Below are 17,854 nucleotides of genomic sequence, written 5' to 3' on the forward strand. Positions count from 1 at the left end.
GAACCGGAGAACCCAGTGCTTTTGTCTCTCAAGGGAGCATTCCCATCCGCCATCCTGGCGCTCGCAGACGGCACGGTCTTTGTTGGCAACTCGATCGGTGCGCAAGGCACCACGGTTGGTGAAGTCGTTTTCAACACGGCAATCACCGGCTACCAGGAAATCCTCACCGACCCCAGCTACTGCCAGCAGATCGTGACGCTCACGTATCCGCACATCGGCAACTACGGCGTCAACGCAGAGGATGTCGAGGCTGGCAAGGTCCATGCGGCGGGCCTGATCATCAAGAACCTTCCGCTGCTGGCCAGCAACTTCCGCAAGTCCGAGACCCTGCCCGACTACCTCACGCGCAGCGGCACGGTGGCGATTGCCAACATCGACACGCGCAAGCTCACACGGCTGCTGCGCGACAAGGGCGCACAAAACGGCGCCATCGTCGGTTTGGCCGCTGGCGAAGAAGTGACCCAGGCGCGCATCGACGAGGCACTGGCTGCGGCCAAGGCGGCCCCCAGCATGAAGGGCCTGGATCTGGCCCAGGTGGTGAGCGCCGCCCAGCAATACGAATGGACGGAAACCGAGTGGAAGCTGGGCGAAGGCTACGGCCAGCAGCAGGCCCCGCGTTTCCATGTGGTGGCCTATGACTTCGGCGTGAAGTTCAACATCCTGCGCATGCTGGCCGAGCGCGGCTGCAAGCTGACCGTGGTGCCGGCCAAGACGCCCGCCAAGGATGTGCTGGCACTCAACCCCGACGGCGTTTTCCTGTCCAACGGCCCTGGCGACCCGGAGCCCTGCGACTACGCCATTGCCGCGACCAAGGAACTGGTGGAGTCCGGCAAGCCCGTCTTCGGCATCTGCCTGGGTCATCAGATCATGGCCCTGGCCGCTGGCGCCAAGACCTTCAAGATGGCCAACAGCCACCACGGCGCCAACCACCCCGTCAAGGACCTGGACAACGGCCGCGTGAGCATCACCAGCCAGAACCACGGTTTTGCCGTGGAGATGGAGTCCCTGCCCGACACGCTGCGCGCCACGCACATCAGCCTGTTCGACGGCACGCTGCAAGGCCTTGAGCACAAGGACAAGCCTGCGTTCTGCTTCCAGGGCCACCCCGAGGCTTCGCCCGGCCCGCACGATATCGCCTACCTGTTTGATCGCTTCACGGCGCTGATGGAGAAACACAAAAATGCCTAAGCGCACCGACCTCAAAAGCATTCTGATCATTGGCGCCGGTCCCATCGTCATCGGCCAAGCCTGCGAGTTTGACTACTCCGGCGTGCAGGCCTGCAAGGCGTTGCGCGAAGAGGGCTACAAGGTCATCCTGATCAACAGCAACCCTGCCACGATCATGACCGACCCGGCCACGGCCGACGTCACCTACATCGAGCCCATCACCTGGCAGACGGTCGAGAAGATCATCGCCAAGGAGCGTCCCGACGCCATCCTGCCGACCATGGGCGGCCAGACCGCGCTGAACTGCGCGCTGGACTTGTGGCGCAACGGCGTGCTGCACAAGTACAAGGTCGAGCTGATCGGCGCCACGCCCGAGGCCATCGACAAGGCCGAGGACCGCCTCAAGTTCAAGGATGCGATGACGCGCATCGGCCTGGGTTCGGCACGCTCGGGCATCGCCCATTCGATGGACGAAGCCTGGGCCGTGCAAAAGGAAATGGGCTTTCCCACCGTCATCCGCCCCAGCTTCACGCTGGGCGGCACGGGCGGCGGCATTGCCTACAACCCCGAAGAGTTCGAGACCATCTGCAAGCGCGGCCTGGAAGCGTCGCCGACCAATGAGCTGCTGATCGAGGAATCGCTGCTCGGCTGGAAGGAGTACGAGATGGAAGTCGTCCGCGACAAGGCGGACAACTGCATCATCATCTGCTCCATCGAGAACCTGGACCCCATGGGCGTGCACACCGGCGACTCGATCACCGTGGCGCCCGCGCAGACGCTGACCGACAAGGAATACCAGATCATGCGCAACGCCTCGCTGGCGGTGCTGCGCGAGATCGGTGTGGACACGGGGGGCTCCAACGTGCAGTTCTCGGTGAATCCGAAGGACGGTCGCATGATCGTCATCGAGATGAACCCGCGTGTGTCGCGCTCCTCGGCGCTGGCCTCCAAGGCCACGGGCTTCCCCATCGCCAAGGTCGCTGCCAAGCTGGCCGTGGGCTACACGCTGGACGAACTCAAGAACGACATCACGGGCGGCAAGACGCCTGCCTCGTTCGAGCCCTCGATCGACTACGTGGTCACCAAGATCCCGCGTTTCGCATTCGAGAAGTTCCCGGCTGCCGACAACCGCCTGACCACGCAGATGAAGTCCGTGGGCGAGGTCATGGCCATTGGCCGCACCTTCCAGGAATCCTTCCAGAAGGCGCTGCGCGGCCTGGAAGTCGGCGTGGACGGCATGAACGAAAAGACCCAGGACCGCGAGATCCTCGAAAAGGAACTCGGCGAACCAGGTCCGGACCGCATCTGGTATGTGGGTGACGCCTTTGCTGCCGGCTGGACGCTGGACGAAGTGCACAACATCACCAAGATCGACAAGTGGTTCCTCGTGCAGATCGAAGAGATCGTCAAGATCGAACTCGAACTGGACAAGGTCTACGAGGAAAAGGGCGATGCCGCGCTGGCTGCACTGGACGCCACCACGCTGCGCACGCTCAAGCAAAAGGGCTTCTCCGACCGCCGCCTTGCCAAGCTGCTGCACAGCACCGACAAGGCCGTGCGCGAGGCGCGCAAGGCACTGGGCGTGCGCCCCGTGTTCAAGCGCGTGGACACCTGCGCTGCCGAGTTCGCCACCGACACGGCCTACATGTACTCCACCTATGACGAGGAGTGCGAAGCCGAGCCGACGGACAAGAAAAAGATCATGGTGCTGGGCGGTGGCCCGAACCGCATCGGCCAGGGCATCGAGTTCGACTACTGCTGCGTGCATGCCGCGCTCGCCATGCGCGAGGACGGCTATGAAACCATCATGGTCAACTGCAACCCCGAAACCGTGTCCACCGACTACGACACCTCGGACCGCCTGTATTTCGAGCCGCTGACGCTGGAAGACGTGCTCGAAGTCGTGGCTGTCGAGAAGCCGGTCGGCGTCATCGTGCAGTACGGCGGCCAGACGCCCTTGAAGCTCGCCCTGGGCCTGGAAAAGGAAGGCGTGCCCATCATCGGCACCACGCCCGACATGATCGACGCGGCCGAAGACCGCGAGCGCTTCCAGAAGCTGCTGCATGAGCTGGGCCTGCGCCAGCCGCCCAATGCCACGGCCCGCACCGAGCCCGAAGCGCTGGAAAAGGCGGCCGGCCTGGGCTACCCCCTGGTCGTGCGTCCCAGCTATGTGCTGGGTGGCCGTGCCATGGAAATCGTGCATGAGCAGCGCGACCTGGAGCGCTACATGCGCGAAGCCGTCAAGGTCAGCAATGACTCGCCCGTGCTGCTGGACCACTTCCTGTCCAACGCCATCGAGTGCGATGTGGACTGCGTGCGTGACCGCGAAGGCGCCGTCTTCATCGGCGGCGTGATGGAGCACATCGAGCAGGCCGGCGTGCATTCGGGCGATTCCGCCTGCTCGCTGCCGCCTTACTACCTCAAGCCCGAGACCGTGGCCGAGATCAAGCGCCAGACGGCTGCCATGGCCAACGCGCTGAGCGTGGTCGGCCTGATGAACGTGCAGTTCGCCATCAAGGAAACGGCCGATGGCGACGTGATCTACGTGCTGGAAGTCAATCCGCGTGCCTCGCGCACCGTGCCCTTCGTCTCCAAGGCCACGGGCATCCAGCTGGCCAAGGTGGCTGCGCGCTGCATGGCCGGCGACACGCTGGCCCAGCAAGGCATCACCAAGGAAGTCACGCCGCCGTACTTCAGCGTCAAGGAAGCCGTCTTCCCGTTCGTGAAGTTCCCGGGCGTGGACACCATCCTCGGCCCCGAGATGAAGTCCACTGGCGAAGTCATGGGCGTGGGCAAGACCTTTGGCGAAGCCTTCGTCAAGAGCCAGCTGGGCGCCGGCGTGGCACTGCCCACCCAGGGCAAGGTCTTCCTGACCGTGAAGAACGCCGACAAGCCGCGCGCCGTGGCCGTGGCCAAGGAACTGGCTGCCATGGGCTTCGTGCTGTGCGCCACGCGCGGCACGGCAGCGGCCATCTCCGAGGCAGGTATCGAGGTGCAGCTCGTCAACAAGGTGACCGAGGGCCGTCCCCACATCGTGGACATGATCAAGAACGGCGAGATCGCCATGGTCATCAACACGGTGGAAGAGCGTCGCAACGCCATCGCCGACTCGCGAGCCATCCGCACCAGCGCCCTGCTGGCGCGCGTGACCACCTTCACCACCATCTTCGGTGCCGAAGCCGCCGTCGAAGGCATGAAGTCCATGGGCAACATGGATGTGCACTCCGTCCAGGAACTGCACGCCCAGCTGCAAACGGCCTGATCCTTCCGCGCTGCCGCCCCTCGTTTCTGACGAGGTGCAGCCGGCGGCACTGTCCGACAGTGCCGCCGGGTTTTCCCACCGAAGCTGGTGGTCAAACGCGGCATAATGGACCACATGACTTGATGAAACCGCCGCGCGGCAACGTGCGGCGGTTTGCTTTTGGGGCGCAGGCCCTGCCGCCATACTGCCGGCCCGCCTGTGCCAAAGAAGCCGCGCAACGCGCGGCGTTTGCTGCACATGGAGACTTTTCAATGGCCACCATTCCCATCACCAAGCGCGGAGCCGAGAAACTCAAGGACGAGCTGCACCGTCTGAAGACCGTGGAGCGTCCTTCCATCATCCAGGCCATCGCCGAGGCCCGTGCCCAGGGCGACCTGAGCGAAAACGCCGAGTACGAGGCCGCCAAGGACCGCCAAGGCTTCATCGAGGGCCGCATTGCCGAGGTAGAGAGCAAGCTGTCCGCAGCCCAGATCATTGATCCCTCCGCCGTGGATGCCGGCGGCCGCGTGGTCTTCGGTGCAACGGTTGAACTCGAAGACGAGGACAGCGGCGACACGGTCAAGTACCAGATCGTCGGCGAGGACGAGGCCGATCTCAAGCTGGGCCTGATCAACGTCTCCAGCCCCATCGCACGCGCGCTGATCGGCAAGGAAGAAGGCGATACCGCTGTCGTGCAGGCACCGGGCGGCGAGCGCCGCTATGAAGTGGTGTCGGTGCGCTACCTCTGATGCGTCGGTGCCTGTGCCTCGATCGTTGAGGAAGGCCTAAGCCCATGAGCAACCTGTACGAGCGCGTTCCCCTGCTGGCTGCTGCCCTGTGGTGGGGCAGCCTGTCGGCCATCGGCTTCATGGCCGTGCCCATGCTGTTCGCCCACTTGCCCACGCCGGCTGTCGCGGGCTTCATGGCTGCCAAGCTGTTTGCCGCGCAGACCTGGGTGTCCATCGCCTGCGCGGCCGTGCTGCTGGTCCTGTCCCGGCGCAGCAAGGAGTCGGTCCTGCAGCCCTGGGCCAAGGCCTGCCTGGGCTTTGTGATCGCAGGCATGCTGCTGGCATTTGTCGTCCAGTACGGCGTGTCGCCGCGCATCGTTGCACGCGACAACCTCAAGCTGTGGCACAGCGTGGGCACGGTGATGTATGCGCTGCAGTGGCTGTGTGCGCTCGTCGTGCTGTGGCGCATAGGCCGTTCGTCTCAAGCGAACACCCGGGCCACGGCCTGATCCCGGTCCTGCCGGTTCGGCACCATACCAAACGAAAACGCCCGCAAGCGCGGGCGTTTTTTGTGGGTCGAGCTGCTCACTCGTGCCAGTGCTCGGCCACCCAGGTGGCAGGCCGGATATAGCGAAAGCGCCGATTGCGCCGGCCGGCCAACGCGTCAGGCGGGTTGCATTCGCCGTGGAAGATCACCACGCGCGCACCATCCGGCACGAAGGGCGGCTTCCAGTAGTTCGTCGGCCATGCGGGAATGCAGTGGTACTTGAAGCTGGGGCACCAAGCCTGCGGCCAGTACTTGAGCTTGCCCTGCTTGTGCAGCATGTCGGACAGATAGGCCTGCTCATTGCGAAAGTTGCGGCGTATCTCTTCGAAATGCGTGCGGAAGTAGTCCAGCACCTCGGGGTGGGCACCCAGCTCGAAGCGGTACACCGAGGAATTGCCCGTGATGCGCCACGGACGCTTGTAGTCGTGGATGATCAGGAACTCGCCGGGCTCGGTGAAAAAATCGTCCAGCGGCCCGGTGATGACCACGTCCACGTCAAGAAACAGCGCCGTGCCGCGCAGGCCGTGCAGGTCGGCACTGAAGGTGGCGAGCTTGTTCCAGCCGCGCTCCGGAATGCCCGCGGGCAGGTTCAGCGGAGGAATCGGCAGGCATTCGACCTCGTCGCGAATCCCCACGCCGTCATCGGTCAGGCAGACAAGGCGAAAATCGCCCTTCAGATGCCGACGCACCATGGCGTAGAGCCTGTTGACATACTCCGGACCGTACTTCTTGCCCCACTTCATGCAGATCACGAAGCGCTGCTGCGCAGAGGGGGAGGCGGAGGGCGGTTGCGCGGCCTGGGCCACGCTGGCGGCATGGGATGCTACGGTCATGGATGCGGCGGACTCAGTCTGCCTGACGCTTCTTGACCGACTTCTGCTTGGGCTTGGCGCGCTTGACCTGGCCACCTGCCGTCAGGCGCTGGTTGCCCAGCACGCGGATCTGCTTGACCTCGGGCTTCTGGCCCGAGCGCTTGCTGAACTTGAGCAGCTTGACATCGCGAGGGCCGGGCATGCGGTTCTCGTCGATGGCTTTTTCCTTTTCCGGCATGGGGCGCCAGAGCACGAGCAGCTTGCCGATGTGCTGAATGGGTGCAGCGCCAAGCTCGTCGCACAGCTGCAGATACATCTGCTCGCGTGCGGCGCGGTCGTCGTTGAAGACACGGACCTTGATCAGGCCATGTGCGTTAAGGCCGGCGTTGACCTCCTTTTGCACGGCAGCCGTCAGGCCGTCACCCCCGATGAGGACCACGGGGTCCAGGTGGTGTGCGTTGGCGCGGTGTTCCCGGCGCTCGGCGGGAGTCAATTGAATTTGGGGCATGGCCGTATTATCGAGGCTGAAAGAATCCAGCATGAAAGTCCAAACAAAAAGCAAGAAGGTCAACAAGGCTTGGCTCAACAGCCACGTCAACGATCCTTACGTCAAGGCCGCCCAGAAGGACGGCTACCGCGCGCGCGCGGCCTACAAACTCAAGGAGATCGACGAGCAGCTCAAGCTCATCCGGCCGGGTGCCACGGTGGTGGACCTGGGCTGCGCACCCGGGGCTTGGAGCCAGTATGTGCGCCGTTGCCTGTCGCCCAACGGGGCGGCCGTCGGCGCTCTCAACGGCCGCATCATCTCGCTGGATCTGCTGCCCATGGAGCCCATTGAGGGCGTGCAGTACATCCAGGGCGATTTCCGCGAGGAGCCGGTTCTGGCCCAGCTCCAGGAGGCCCTGGGCGGGGGCAAGGCCGACGTGGTGGTCTCCGACATGGCTCCGAACCTGTCGGGCAACGGTACGACAGATGCGGCGCGCATTGCGCTGCTGGTGGAGCTGGCGGTTGATTTCTCCATCCACCATATGAAACCTGAAGGGGCCTTGGTCGTGAAGCTCTTCCACGGCGGGGCCTACGACGACCTGGTGGCGCTGTTCCGGCAGACCTTCAAGGTGGTCAAGCCGATCAAGCCCAAGTCCTCGCGCGACAAGTCTTCGGAGACGTTTCTGGTGGGTATGGGGCTCAAGTAGCCCTGCGCAGCCGCCCGGCGCGGCCCTGACGCGGGTCAAGACCGCATTCAAGCTATGGCTGCTATAGAGGGATATAGGCGACCAGCCAGCTTGAAACACCTAAAATGAACCGCAAATACGCTTCGAGCACGCTGGAAGTCGTTTTATCTGTATCCCCATTGGAGCCCCGCTTGAACAATCAGTGGTTTTCAAAAATTGCCGTCTGGCTGGTCATCGCCATGGTGCTGTTTACGGTGTTCAAACAATTTGACACCCGTGGCGGCGCCGGCGCGTCCCATGTCGGTTACTCCGAGTTCCTGGAAGAGGTGCGCAGCAACCGCATCAAGAGCGCCACCATCCAGGAAAGCCCCGGCGGCACCGAGATCGTGGCCACGACCAACGATGACCGCAAGGTGCGCACCACCGCCACCTACCTGGATCGCGGGCTCGTGGGTGACCTGATCAACAACAACGTCAAGTTCGACGTCAAGCCCCGCGAAGAAGGCTCGGTCCTCATGACCCTGCTCGTCAGCTGGGGGCCCATGCTGCTGTTGATCGGCGTGTGGGTGTACTTCATGCGCCAGATGCAGGGCGGCGGCAAGGGCGGTGCTTTCAGCTTCGGCAAGAGCAAGGCGCGCATGCTGGACGAGAACAACAACACCGTTACCTTTGCCGACGTTGCAGGCTGCGACGAAGCCAAGGAAGAGGTCAAGGAAGTCGTGGACTTCCTCAAGGACCCCAACAAGTTCCAGAAGCTCGGCGGCCGCATTCCGCGTGGTCTGCTGCTGGTCGGGCCTCCGGGTACCGGCAAGACCTTGCTGGCCAAGTCCATTGCGGGCGAGGCCAAGGTCCCGTTCTTCAGCATCTCGGGCTCCGACTTCGTTGAAATGTTCGTCGGCGTGGGTGCGGCCCGCGTGCGCGACATGTTCGAGAACGCCAAGAAGAATGCACCCTGCATCATCTTCATCGATGAAATCGACGCCGTGGGCCGCCAGCGCGGCGCAGGCCTGGGCGGTGGCAACGATGAGCGTGAACAGACCCTGAACCAGATGCTGGTCGAGATGGACGGCTTCGAGACCAACCTCGGCGTGATCGTCGTGGCTGCGACCAACCGTCCGGACATCCTGGATGCGGCGCTGCTGCGCCCCGGCCGTTTCGACCGCCAGGTGTATGTGACGCTGCCCGATATCCGCGGCCGCGAGCAGATCCTCAATGTGCACATGCGCAAGATCCCTGTCGGCCAGGACGTGAATCCGGGCGTGATCGCGCGCGGCACGCCTGGCATGTCGGGTGCCGATCTGGCCAACCTCTGCAACGAAGCAGCCCTGATGGCCGCGCGCCGCAATGCGCGCACCGTCGAGATGCAGGACTTCGAGAAGGCCAAGGACAAGATCATCATGGGCCCCGAGCGCAAGAGCATGGTCATGCCCGAGGAAGAGCGCCGCAACACGGCCTACCACGAGGCAGGCCACGCACTGATCGGCAAGCTGCTGCCCAAGTGCGATCCCGTGCACAAGGTCACCATCATCCCGCGCGGCCGTGCGCTGGGCGTGACCATGAGCCTGCCCGAGAAGGACCGCTACTCCTACGACAAGGAGTTCATGCTCAACCAGATCGCCATGCTGTTCGGTGGACGCATTGCCGAAGAAGTGTTCATGAACCAGATGACCACGGGCGCGAGCAACGACTTCGAGCGGGCCACGCAGATCGCACGCGACATGGTCACCCGCTACGGCATGACCGACGCGCTGGGTCCCATGGTCTATGCGGAGCAGGAAGGCGAGCCTTTCCTGGGCCGCTCGATGAGCAAGACCAACAGCATGAGCGAGCAGACGATGCAGAAGGTGGACCAGGAGGTTCGCCGCATCATCGACGAGCAGTACGGACTGGCGCGCAAGCTGATCGAGGACAACTCCGACAAGATGCATGCCATGGCCAAGGCCATGCTCGACTGGGAAACCATCGACGCCGAGCAGCTCGATGACATCATGGCCGGCCGTGAGCCGCGTCCTCCCAAGGACTGGGTGCCGCGCAACCCTCCGTCGTCCGACGGTGGCAACTCGTCCGGCGGCACGCCGGCAGTGGATGCCGACCCTGCGCCCACCACGGCCTGAGCTGCTTGCCGCAGAATCGGTCAATCCCATGCAAAGGGCCCTGAGGGGCCCTTTTGCTTTGCTTGCAGGATGTGTTCAATTGCCCGCAACGGCCAGCGATGAACCCGGTCCGGCAGGCGCCTACCTTCAGGAAATCCCATGCCGCATCAATGGCAGACTTCGCGCTTTGTTCTAGACCTTCAGCGTCCACTGGTCATGGGCATCGTCAATGTGACGCCCGACTCGTTTTCCGACGGCGGGCGGCACAACACGGTGGAGCAGGCCTTGCGGCATGCAGAGCAACTGGTCAGTGAGGGCGCGCACATCCTCGATATTGGCGGCGAGTCCACCAGGCCCGGCTCACCGGCTGTTCCGCTGGATGAGGAGTTGCGGCGCGTGCTGCCTGTTGTGCAGGGCGCGGTGCAATTGGGCGTGCCTGTCTCCGTCGATACCTACAAGCCCGAGGTCATGCAGGCCGTGCTGGATCTGGGGGCCGACATCGTCAACGACATCTGGGCGCTGCGCCAGCCGGGCGCGCAGCAGGTGGTGGCCGCGCACCCGAGCTGCGGCATCTGTCTCATGCACATGCATGGCACGCCGCAGGACATGCAGACCACGCCCATGCAAGGCGATGCCGTGCCCGCCGTGCGCGATTTCCTGCAGTTGCACAGCGATGCCCTGCTGGCCCGGGGCGTGGCGCGGGAGCGCATCGTCTGGGACTATGGCATCGGCTTCGGCAAAAGCGTGGCACAGAATTTTTCCCTGCTTGCACGCCAGCATGAATTGCTGGGCCTAGACTTCCCGCTGCTGGCCGGCTGGTCGCGCAAGGGCTCGCTCGGGCAGGTCAGTGGCCGTCCGCAGGGCCAGCGCATGGTGCCCAGCGTGGCAGCGGCACTGCTGGCGGTGGAGCGTGGCGCGCGCGTGGTGCGCGTGCACGACGTGGCCGATACGGTGGCGGCATTGACGGTCTGGCAGACCATGCACGACAACGACTGAACAACAAAGGAGCACTATGGCACGCACATATTTTGGTACCGATGGAATTCGCGGCCTGGTGGGCCGCTCGCCCATCACCCCCGACTTCGCGCTGCGCCTGGCGCATGCCGTGGGCCGTGTGCTGCGGCGCAAGGAAGCCCGTCCCATGGTGCTGATCGGCAAGGACACGCGGATCTCGGGCTACATGCTGGAGAGCGCGCTGGAGTCCGGGTTCAACTCTGCCGGCGTGGACGTGATGCTGCTGGGCCCCCTGCCCACGCCGGGCGTGGCCTATCTGACGCGCGCCCAGCGCGCCAGCCTGGGCGTGGTCATCAGCGCCAGCCACAACCCTTATTACGACAACGGCATCAAGTTCTTCAGCGCACAGGGCACCAAGCTGCCCGATGCCTGGGAGGAAGAGGTCGAGCAGGCCTTGACCGAAGATCCCGTATGGGTCGATTCTGCCGCTCTGGGAAAGGCCCGGCGCCTTGAAGACGCGGCAGGGCGCTACATCGAGTTCTGCAAGAGCACCTTCGACCATGCGCTCACGCTCAAGGGTGTGAAGATCGTGGTCGATGCGGCCCATGGCGCGGCCTACCAGATCGCCCCCAAGGTCTTCCATGAACTGGGGGCCGATGTGGTGGCCATTGGCTGTGCACCCGATGGACTGAACATCAACGAAGGCGTGGGTGCCACCCATCCCGAGGCCCTGGTGCTGGCCGTGCGAGCGAACAAGGCCGACTTCGGCGTGGCGCTGGATGGTGATGCCGACCGGCTGCTGCTGGTCGATGCGGCAGGCCGGCTCTACAACGGCGACGAACTGCTGTACCTGATGGCGGCCGACCGGCTGGCGCGTGGCGAGGCCGTGCCGGGCGCCGTGGGCACACTGATGACCAATATGGCCGTGGAGGTGGCGCTGAAGTCCCAGGGTGTGGGCTTTGTGCGCGCCAAGGTCGGCGACCGCTATGTGCTGGAGGAGCTGCACCGGCAGGGCTGGACCCTGGGGGGCGAGGGCTCGGGCCATCTGCTGGCGCTGGACAAGCACACCACGGGCGATGGCCTGGTCAGCGCGCTGCAGGTGCTGCAGGCCTGCGTGCGTTCGGGCAAGAGCCTGTCGCAGTGGCTGTCTTCAGTCCAGCTGTTTCCCCAGGTATTGCTCAACGTGCGGCTGCAGCCGGGCCAGGACTGGAAGCGCAACACCCAGCTGGAGGAAGCCACCGAGGCCGTCAAGGCCGAATTGGGCGATACGGGGCGCGTGCTTATCCGCGCCAGCGGCACCGAGCCTTTGCTGCGCGTGATGGTGGAGGCACGCGATGGCGACCAGGCCAGCCGCTGCGCCGAGCGCCTGGCCAGCGTGGCGAAGAATTCACCCACGCCCTGAGCGGCGGGCGGCACGTTCCCGGCCATGGAAAGCCGAAGCTGCAGGCTTCGGCTTTTTCGTCTGCAGACCGTGGCGCGGTGAGCCGTTCAGCCCTGGCTGCGCAGAAAGGCCTCCAGCGCCTGGGGCGGCAGCGGGCGGCTGAAATGGTAGCCCTGGGCTTCATCGCAGCCTTGCTCGCGCAGGAACTCCAGCTGCGCCTCCGTTTCCACGCCTTCGGCCGTGGTCTGCATGCCCAGGGCCTGGGCCATGCGGATGATGGCGCTGACAATGGCGCGGTCATTGCTGTCGTGGTCCAGGTCCTGGATGAAGGACTGGTCGATCTTGAGTTTGTAGATCTGAAAGCGCTTGAGCTGGCTCAGGGATGAATAGCCGGTGCCGAAGTCATCCATGGCCAGACGCACGCCATGCTCGCGCAGCCGGTCCATGGTGGCCGTGGCCTGGCGCGGATCATGGATGGCCACGCCCTCGGTCAGCTCCAGCTCCAGAGAATCGGCCGGCAGGTCGCTGTCGAGCAGGATGCGGTTGATGATTTCGGGCAGTTGCTGCTGGTGGAACTGGATGGCCGACAGGTTCACGGCCACCTTCAGGTCCCGCAGCCCCGCATTGCGCCAGGCCTGCAGTTGCTGCATGGCGCTGCGCAGCACCCATTCGCCGATCTGCAGGATCTGGCCGCTATCCTCGGCGACGGGGATGAACTCCGCGGGCGAAACCGAGCCCAGCTCGGGATGCTCCCATCGCAGCAGTGCCTCCACGCTGCGCACGCGTCCGGTGCTCAGGGTGATCTGCGGCTGGTAATGCAGATACAGCTGATTGCGTTCCAGCGCCCGCCGCAAGGCGTTCTCCAGCTGCAGGGCGCGCAGGGACTGGGCCTGCATTTGCGGAGTGAAGAAGCGGTAGGTGTTGCGGCCGGCCTGCTTGGCGTGGTACATGGCCGCGTCGGCGGCCTGTGTCAGCGAGTCGATGTCGTGGCCGTCGCGCGGGTACAGCGCGATGCCCATGGACGGCGCAATGGTCAGTTCGTGGCGGTCGATCTGGTAGGCCTGGCGCGACGCCTCCTGCAGCTTGCCTGCCACGCGGGCCGCACCCTGGGCATTGGCGCCGGGCAGCAGCAGCACGAATTCGTCGCCGCCGATGCGGGCCACCGTATCGCGGTCACGCACCACGGCACGCAGGCGGCGGGCAATCTCCACCAGCAGGGCATCGCCCACGCGATGGCCCAGCGAATCATTGACATGCTTGAAATGGTCCAGGTCGAGGAACATCACGGCCAGTGGCGTGTCGTTGACCTTGGCCAGCTCGATGGCGCGGGCGCTGCGCTCGGCCAGCAGCGTGCGATTGGGCAGGCCGGTGAGCGCGTCGTAGTGCGCCATCCAGTAGATGCGTTCCTGGTCCAGCTTGCGGTCGGCGATCTCGCGGTGCAGGTTCTCCACCGTGGCGCTGAGTTCGCGTGTACGGTCGCGCACCTGCTGCTCCAGCAGTTCGTGGGCCTGGCTCAGGGCCTGCTGGGCGCGCAGACGGTCGTCGATGTCGCTGACGATCCAGATGGAGCCTTCGCGTGCATCGCCCGGATTGATGAGCCGGCCCGTCAGTTCACCCCAGAACAGGCTGCCATCCTTGCGGCGCAGGCGGCGCTGCGTGCGAAAGGACAGGCCCGCGCTCAGCGTGCGATAGGCCTCGCGCCCCAGGCTGCGCAGCTCGTCGCGGCTGGGGTGCAGGTGCTCGCTGTTGATGCCGACCAGCGCATGTTCGCCCGCGTAGCCGAAGATGTCGGCATAGCACTGGTTGCATCGGACGATGACGCGCTGGCGGATGAAGACGATGCCCACGCCGGCATTGTCGAGCAGTGCCTGCTGCTCGCGCAGGCTGCGCTGCAGCGACGCCGCCATCATCGAAGACGGACGTTCGAGTACAGGGTCGTACGCAATCGTCGGCGCGGACATGGCGAAGCGGTAGGGCGGTGGTAAAGGGATGAGGGGGAAATTACAAAGTGTAGCACTTGCGCGCAAAACAGCATTTTGTCGTTCCCTGGCGAGGGCAGGGCCTTGGTTTTCAGGTGCCGGCGGACTGTCGTTGCCGGCCCTTGGCCTGCGCATCGAGCTTGTGTGCCAATTCATAGAGCACGCCATGGCGCAGGGCGCCGTGCGTGACGCGCATGCGCTCGATGCCCAGGCTGGAGAAGATGCCCCGCATCACGCTCATGCCGCCGCCGATCATGGGGCGCAACTCTTCCTTGAGTCCGTCCATGTTCACACGGTCGACATGGCCTGCGCGCAGCAACTGCGCATGCAGCCAGTCCAGTCCCTGCCGCGTGATCCAGCCGGCCGTGCCGCCGGGCGCATGGGCCAGGACCTTGACAATGGCACCGGCCGTGCCCGAGGAGCCATAGGCATGGCTCCATTGCCCGGCAGCAAAAAGTCCTGCTTCGGGCGCAATGATGTCGGCCACGGCTGCTTCGGCCTGGGACAGGGCCTGGGCCGACAGCTCGCCATCGGGGAAGTGGCGCAGGGCCCAGGTCACGCTGCCGAAGGCGAAGGAGCGTGCCTGCAGTACTTGCCGCTGCTGACCCAGGCACAGCTCGGTCGAGCGGCCGCCGATGTCCACCACCAGCCTCCGCTGGGCGCCGGGCGGCAGCAACTGGGCGACGCCGCGATAGATCAGGCGTGCTTCCTCCTCGCCGTCAATGACCTCGATGGGGCAGCCCAGGATGCGCTGGCCTTCGTCCAGGAAGATCTGGCGATTCGATGCCTCTCTCAGCGTCTGCGTGGCCACTGCACGTACGCGGTGGCGGGGCAAATCACCCAGCACCTGCGCATAGCGCTCCAGGCAGGCCCAGCCGCGCTGCATGGCCTCCAGGCTCAAGGCGCCCTGGGCGTCGAGGGCGCTGCCCAGGCGTATGGCTTCCTTGCGATGGCTGAGCAGCTGCACCTTTGCGCCGTCGCTGCGGGCCATGGCCAGCAGGCAGCTGTTGGAGCCAATGTCGATGGCGGCCAGGCGGCTTTCGGGGGGATTGGAAGAGGACATGCGCGAAAGGCGGACGACGGCACGGCTGCGGCAGGTTTGCAGCAGCCAACGGCATCCAGGGGAAGGCAGCTAGCTTAGCACCCCGGCGATGTCGCGTCGCTCTCGTGCCGGTGTGACTGGGTCATGACCTTTGCGTGACGGTTTCTGCGCCGTTGCTTGCGCCTGGCTTGGCTTGTATGACAGATGTCATGAACAGAGGAATGTATGTCATGAACATGTCACAAATCCGGGGCAGACTGCCCGAATCCCCGGCTAGCGGGGTGACTACCGGGTCCTGCCCAGGCCGGGCCCCTGCATCCATGCCCCAGACATTCACGCCGATTCCCGGTGGCGCCTCTGCCGCACCTGCCGAACCAGAACATGAACAGGGAGCGCGTGCCGTGCCCGCAGGGCCGGCTTCGCTGGGCATGGCCCGCCAGACAGCTCCCATACCCGTCTCTGCACCCCTGAATGTCCCGATGATGCCTCTGGCGAAAAGCCTCTCCACCGCCTTGTCGGAGCTGCAGGGCCAGGCCATTGCGGCTTCTGCCTCTGCTTCTTCTGCAAGGCTTCCCGCCCCCGAATACACTGGACTGCACGCCACAGCCGAAAGCGGTGAAGTGCAAGAGCAGCAGCAACAGTTTCTTGACCGTGACCATTGCATCCTGGCCTTCAATGAGCGCGTGCTGGACTGGGCCGTGCGTGAAGATGTGCCGCTGCTGGAGCGTTTGCGCTATCTGTGCATCGTCTCCTCGAATCTCGACGAATGGTTCGAGGTGCGTTGCGCCCCGCATGTGACGGCCGCCAAGGCCGGCGACGCCAAGGGCCTGTACACCCTGCAGAGCTTCCGCTCGCTGATGGACAAGGCGCATGAGCTGGTATTGCGCCAGTACACGCTGTACAACCAGTCGCTGATTCCAGCCTTTGCGGGGCAGGGCATACGCGTGGTATCCCATGGCGAGCGCAGCAGCGCCCAGCGCAAATGGGTGCGCGAGTACTTCCTGCGCGAAGTCCAGCCGCTGCTCATGCCCGTGGGCCTGGACCCATCCCATCCATTCCCCCAGGTGGCCAACAAGGCGCTGAACTTCATCGTGCGCCTCAAAGGTGTCGATGCCTTTGGCCGTGCCAACGAGGTGGCCATCGTCAAGGTGCCGCGTGTCTTGCCGCGCCTGGTGCGCCTGCCCGAGAAGATCGCGGGCAAGCAGCGCCTGTTCGTGAGCATCTCCAGCATCGTGCGCGCCCATCTCGTCGAGCTGTTCCCGGGGCGTGAGGTGGCGGAGTTTGCGCAATTCCGTGTCACGCGCCATTCGGACCTGGCAGTGGATGAGGAAGACGTCAGCGACCTGCGCACGGCCCTGCGCCAGGGTCTGCACCATCGCCACTACGGCCAGGCGGTGAGGCTGGAGGTGTCCTTTGCCTGCTCGCCCATGCTGTCCGACCTGCTGCTGGGCCAGTTCGGCCTGCCGACCGAGGCACTGTTCCGCGTCAAGGGGCCCGTGAACCTGGTGCGCCAGTCGCAGCTGGTGGATCTGGTCGATGACCCCGCGCTGCTGTTTCCGCCTTGGCGTCCGGCATGGCCGCGCCAGCTGCAGCCGGGCCGCTCGGTGATGGCCCAGATCCGCAAGCGTGATGTGCTGATCCACCAGCCCTTCGAGAGCTTCGACGGCGTGCTGGAGCTGCTGCGCGAAGCCGTCAATGACCCTGAGGTGCTGGCCATCAAGCAGACCATCTACCGCACGGGATCGGACTCCGAGATCATGCAGTTGCTGGCCGAGGCGGTTCGCCGTGGCAAGGAAGTGCTGGCCGTGCTGGAACTCAAGGCCCGCTTTGACGAAGAGGCCAACATCAACTCCGCCGAGAAGCTGGAGGCCTTGGGCGCCCAGGTGGTCTACGGCGTGCTGGGCCTGAAGACGCACGCCAAGATGCTGCTGATTACCCGGCGCGAAAAGCGCAGCGGCCAGCTCAAGCGCTACGGCCACCTGTCCACCGGCAATTACAACGTGCGCACGGCGCGCCTGTACACGGACATCAGCCAGCTGACCTGCGATGCGCAGATCACGGCCGACATGGATGCCGTGTTCAGCCACCTGTCCAGCCACAACCGCTTGCCCAAGCTGCACCAGCTTGTGATTGCACCGTTCCAGCTGCACGATCGCATGCTGGCGCTGATTGCCCAGGTGGGCGAGGCCGCACAGCGCGGCGAAGAGGCGCGGATTGTGCTGAAGATGAATGCGCTGACTGACGAACTGCTCATGCAGGCCCTGGTGCGTGCCGGTCAGCAGGGCGCACGCATCGATCTCATCGTGCGCAGCGCCTGCATGCTGCCGCCGCAGCGCAAGGGCTGGACGGACAACATCCGCGTGCGCTCCATCATCGGCCGCTTCCTGGAGCATTCGCGCGTCTTCTACTTCGCCTGGGGCAATCAGCAGGAACTGCTGCTGTCCAGTGCGGACTGGATGAACCGCAACATGATGCGCCGGGTGGAGCTGGCCTGGCCTGTGCGCGATCCGGCGTTGCGCCAGCAGGTGATAGACGAATGTCTTGTCGCCAGCCTGCATGACAACCGCGACGCCTGGACGCTGGAAGCCAATGGCGCCTACCAGCGCGCACCCTATCCGACCACGGGCCTGGGGGCGCAGAACGCCTTGATGGAGCGTTACGGCCCTCGGGCCTGAGCCGCATATCCTGTCAGGGCGCCGCGTGCCTGCCCTGTGCAATCGAAAAGCCCCGCCAACGCA

Annotated in this window: 13 protein-coding genes; 9 read left to right on the top strand and 4 right to left on the bottom strand. The window is 64.7% G+C overall.

Annotated features, from left to right (window positions below):
- Positions 1–15: 15 nt before the first annotated feature.
- The 4 genes from carA (at position 16) to G4D77_RS25550 (ending at position 5,645) form a co-directional block, all read left to right on the top strand.
- A complete protein-coding gene (gene carA / locus G4D77_RS25535; RefSeq protein WP_016447475.1) occupies positions 16–1,188 on the top strand; it encodes a glutamine-hydrolyzing carbamoyl-phosphate synthase small subunit in 1,173 nt (390 codons plus the stop codon).
- On the top strand, positions 1,181–4,429 hold the full coding sequence (carB, locus tag G4D77_RS25540; protein ID WP_016447474.1) for a carbamoyl-phosphate synthase large subunit: 3,249 nt from the start codon (positions 1,181–1,183) through the stop codon (positions 4,427–4,429). Before carA ends, carB begins: the two co-directional genes overlap by 8 nt.
- A 251-nt stretch (positions 4,430–4,680) precedes the next feature.
- Positions 4,681–5,157, top strand: a complete 477-nt coding sequence (gene greA, locus G4D77_RS25545; protein ID WP_016447473.1) for a transcription elongation factor GreA — start codon at positions 4,681–4,683, stop codon at positions 5,155–5,157.
- Between the two features lie 44 nt (positions 5,158–5,201).
- Positions 5,202–5,645, top strand: coding sequence for a DUF4149 domain-containing protein (locus G4D77_RS25550; RefSeq protein ID WP_016447472.1), 444 nt, complete (start codon positions 5,202–5,204; stop codon positions 5,643–5,645).
- A gap of 76 nt (positions 5,646–5,721) precedes the next feature.
- Here the strand turns inward: G4D77_RS25550 and G4D77_RS25555 are convergent, their stop codons facing one another.
- Both G4D77_RS25555 and G4D77_RS25560 read right to left on the bottom strand, forming a co-directional pair.
- Entirely contained in the window at positions 5,722–6,516 is a 795-nt protein-coding gene (locus G4D77_RS25555; protein ID WP_016447471.1) for a hypothetical protein, read from the bottom strand.
- Positions 6,517–6,529: 13 nt separating this feature from the next.
- The gene (locus tag G4D77_RS25560) at positions 6,530–7,003 is read right to left on the bottom strand and encodes a YhbY family RNA-binding protein (RefSeq protein ID WP_012206726.1); all 474 of its coding nucleotides are present in this window, start codon (positions 7,001–7,003) and stop codon (positions 6,530–6,532) included.
- A gap of 31 nt (positions 7,004–7,034) precedes the next feature.
- On the opposite strand from G4D77_RS25560, the gene G4D77_RS25565 reads away from it, so the two are divergent.
- From G4D77_RS25565 to glmM, 4 genes are all read left to right on the top strand, one after another.
- Entirely contained in the window at positions 7,035–7,688 is a 654-nt protein-coding gene (locus G4D77_RS25565) for an RlmE family RNA methyltransferase (RefSeq protein WP_026062160.1), read from the top strand.
- A gap of 170 nt (positions 7,689–7,858) precedes the next feature.
- A complete protein-coding gene (gene ftsH / locus G4D77_RS25570) occupies positions 7,859–9,781 on the top strand; it encodes an ATP-dependent zinc metalloprotease FtsH (protein WP_016447469.1) in 1,923 nt (640 codons plus the stop codon).
- A gap of 138 nt (positions 9,782–9,919) precedes the next feature.
- Positions 9,920–10,756, top strand: coding sequence for a dihydropteroate synthase (gene folP, locus G4D77_RS25575; protein WP_016447468.1), 837 nt, complete (start codon positions 9,920–9,922; stop codon positions 10,754–10,756).
- Positions 10,757–10,772: 16 nt separating this feature from the next.
- Positions 10,773–12,116, top strand: a complete 1,344-nt coding sequence (gene glmM / locus G4D77_RS25580; protein ID WP_154833857.1) for a phosphoglucosamine mutase — start codon at positions 10,773–10,775, stop codon at positions 12,114–12,116.
- Between the two features lie 86 nt (positions 12,117–12,202).
- On the opposite strand, the gene G4D77_RS25585 is transcribed toward glmM, so the two are convergent.
- Both G4D77_RS25585 and G4D77_RS25590 read right to left on the bottom strand, forming a co-directional pair.
- Positions 12,203–14,056 carry an EAL domain-containing protein gene (locus G4D77_RS25585; protein ID WP_016447466.1) on the bottom strand — a complete coding sequence of 618 codons (1,854 nt, stop codon included), beginning with the start codon at positions 14,054–14,056 and terminating at the stop codon, positions 12,203–12,205.
- 109 nt (positions 14,057–14,165) lie between these two features.
- The gene (locus tag G4D77_RS25590) at positions 14,166–15,137 is read right to left on the bottom strand and encodes a Ppx/GppA family phosphatase (protein WP_154833858.1); all 972 of its coding nucleotides are present in this window, start codon (positions 15,135–15,137) and stop codon (positions 14,166–14,168) included.
- A gap of 209 nt (positions 15,138–15,346) precedes the next feature.
- Between G4D77_RS25590 and ppk1 the strand changes: the two genes are divergently transcribed.
- Positions 15,347–17,791, top strand: coding sequence for a polyphosphate kinase 1 (ppk1, locus tag G4D77_RS25595; protein WP_047473911.1), 2,445 nt, complete (start codon positions 15,347–15,349; stop codon positions 17,789–17,791).
- Positions 17,792–17,854: the final 63 nt, after the last annotated feature.

The organism is Delftia sp. WY8 (assembly GCF_018437695.1).
Taxonomy (GTDB): Bacteria; Pseudomonadota; Gammaproteobacteria; order Burkholderiales; family Burkholderiaceae_C; genus Comamonas; species Comamonas tsuruhatensis.

Coding starts and splice junctions, on each gene's coding strand:
- carB (WP_016447474.1), top strand. CDS start 1,181: ATGCCTAAGCGCACCGACCTCAAAAGCATTCTGATCATTGGCGCCGGT.
- greA (WP_016447473.1), top strand. CDS start 4,681: ATGGCCACCATTCCCATCACCAAGCGCGGAGCCGAGAAACTCAAGGAC.
- G4D77_RS25550 (WP_016447472.1), top strand. CDS start 5,202: ATGAGCAACCTGTACGAGCGCGTTCCCCTGCTGGCTGCTGCCCTGTGG.
- G4D77_RS25555 (WP_016447471.1), bottom strand. CDS start 6,516: ATGACCGTAGCATCCCATGCCGCCAGCGTGGCCCAGGCCGCGCAACCG.
- G4D77_RS25560 (WP_012206726.1), bottom strand. CDS start 7,003: ATGCCCCAAATTCAATTGACTCCCGCCGAGCGCCGGGAACACCGCGCC.
- G4D77_RS25565 (WP_026062160.1), top strand. CDS start 7,035: ATGAAAGTCCAAACAAAAAGCAAGAAGGTCAACAAGGCTTGGCTCAAC.
- folP (WP_016447468.1), top strand. CDS start 9,920: ATGCCGCATCAATGGCAGACTTCGCGCTTTGTTCTAGACCTTCAGCGT.
- glmM (WP_154833857.1), top strand. CDS start 10,773: ATGGCACGCACATATTTTGGTACCGATGGAATTCGCGGCCTGGTGGGC.
- G4D77_RS25585 (WP_016447466.1), bottom strand. CDS start 14,056: ATGTCCGCGCCGACGATTGCGTACGACCCTGTACTCGAACGTCCGTCT.
- G4D77_RS25590 (WP_154833858.1), bottom strand. CDS start 15,137: ATGTCCTCTTCCAATCCCCCCGAAAGCCGCCTGGCCGCCATCGACATT.
- ppk1 (WP_047473911.1), top strand. CDS start 15,347: ATGAACATGTCACAAATCCGGGGCAGACTGCCCGAATCCCCGGCTAGC.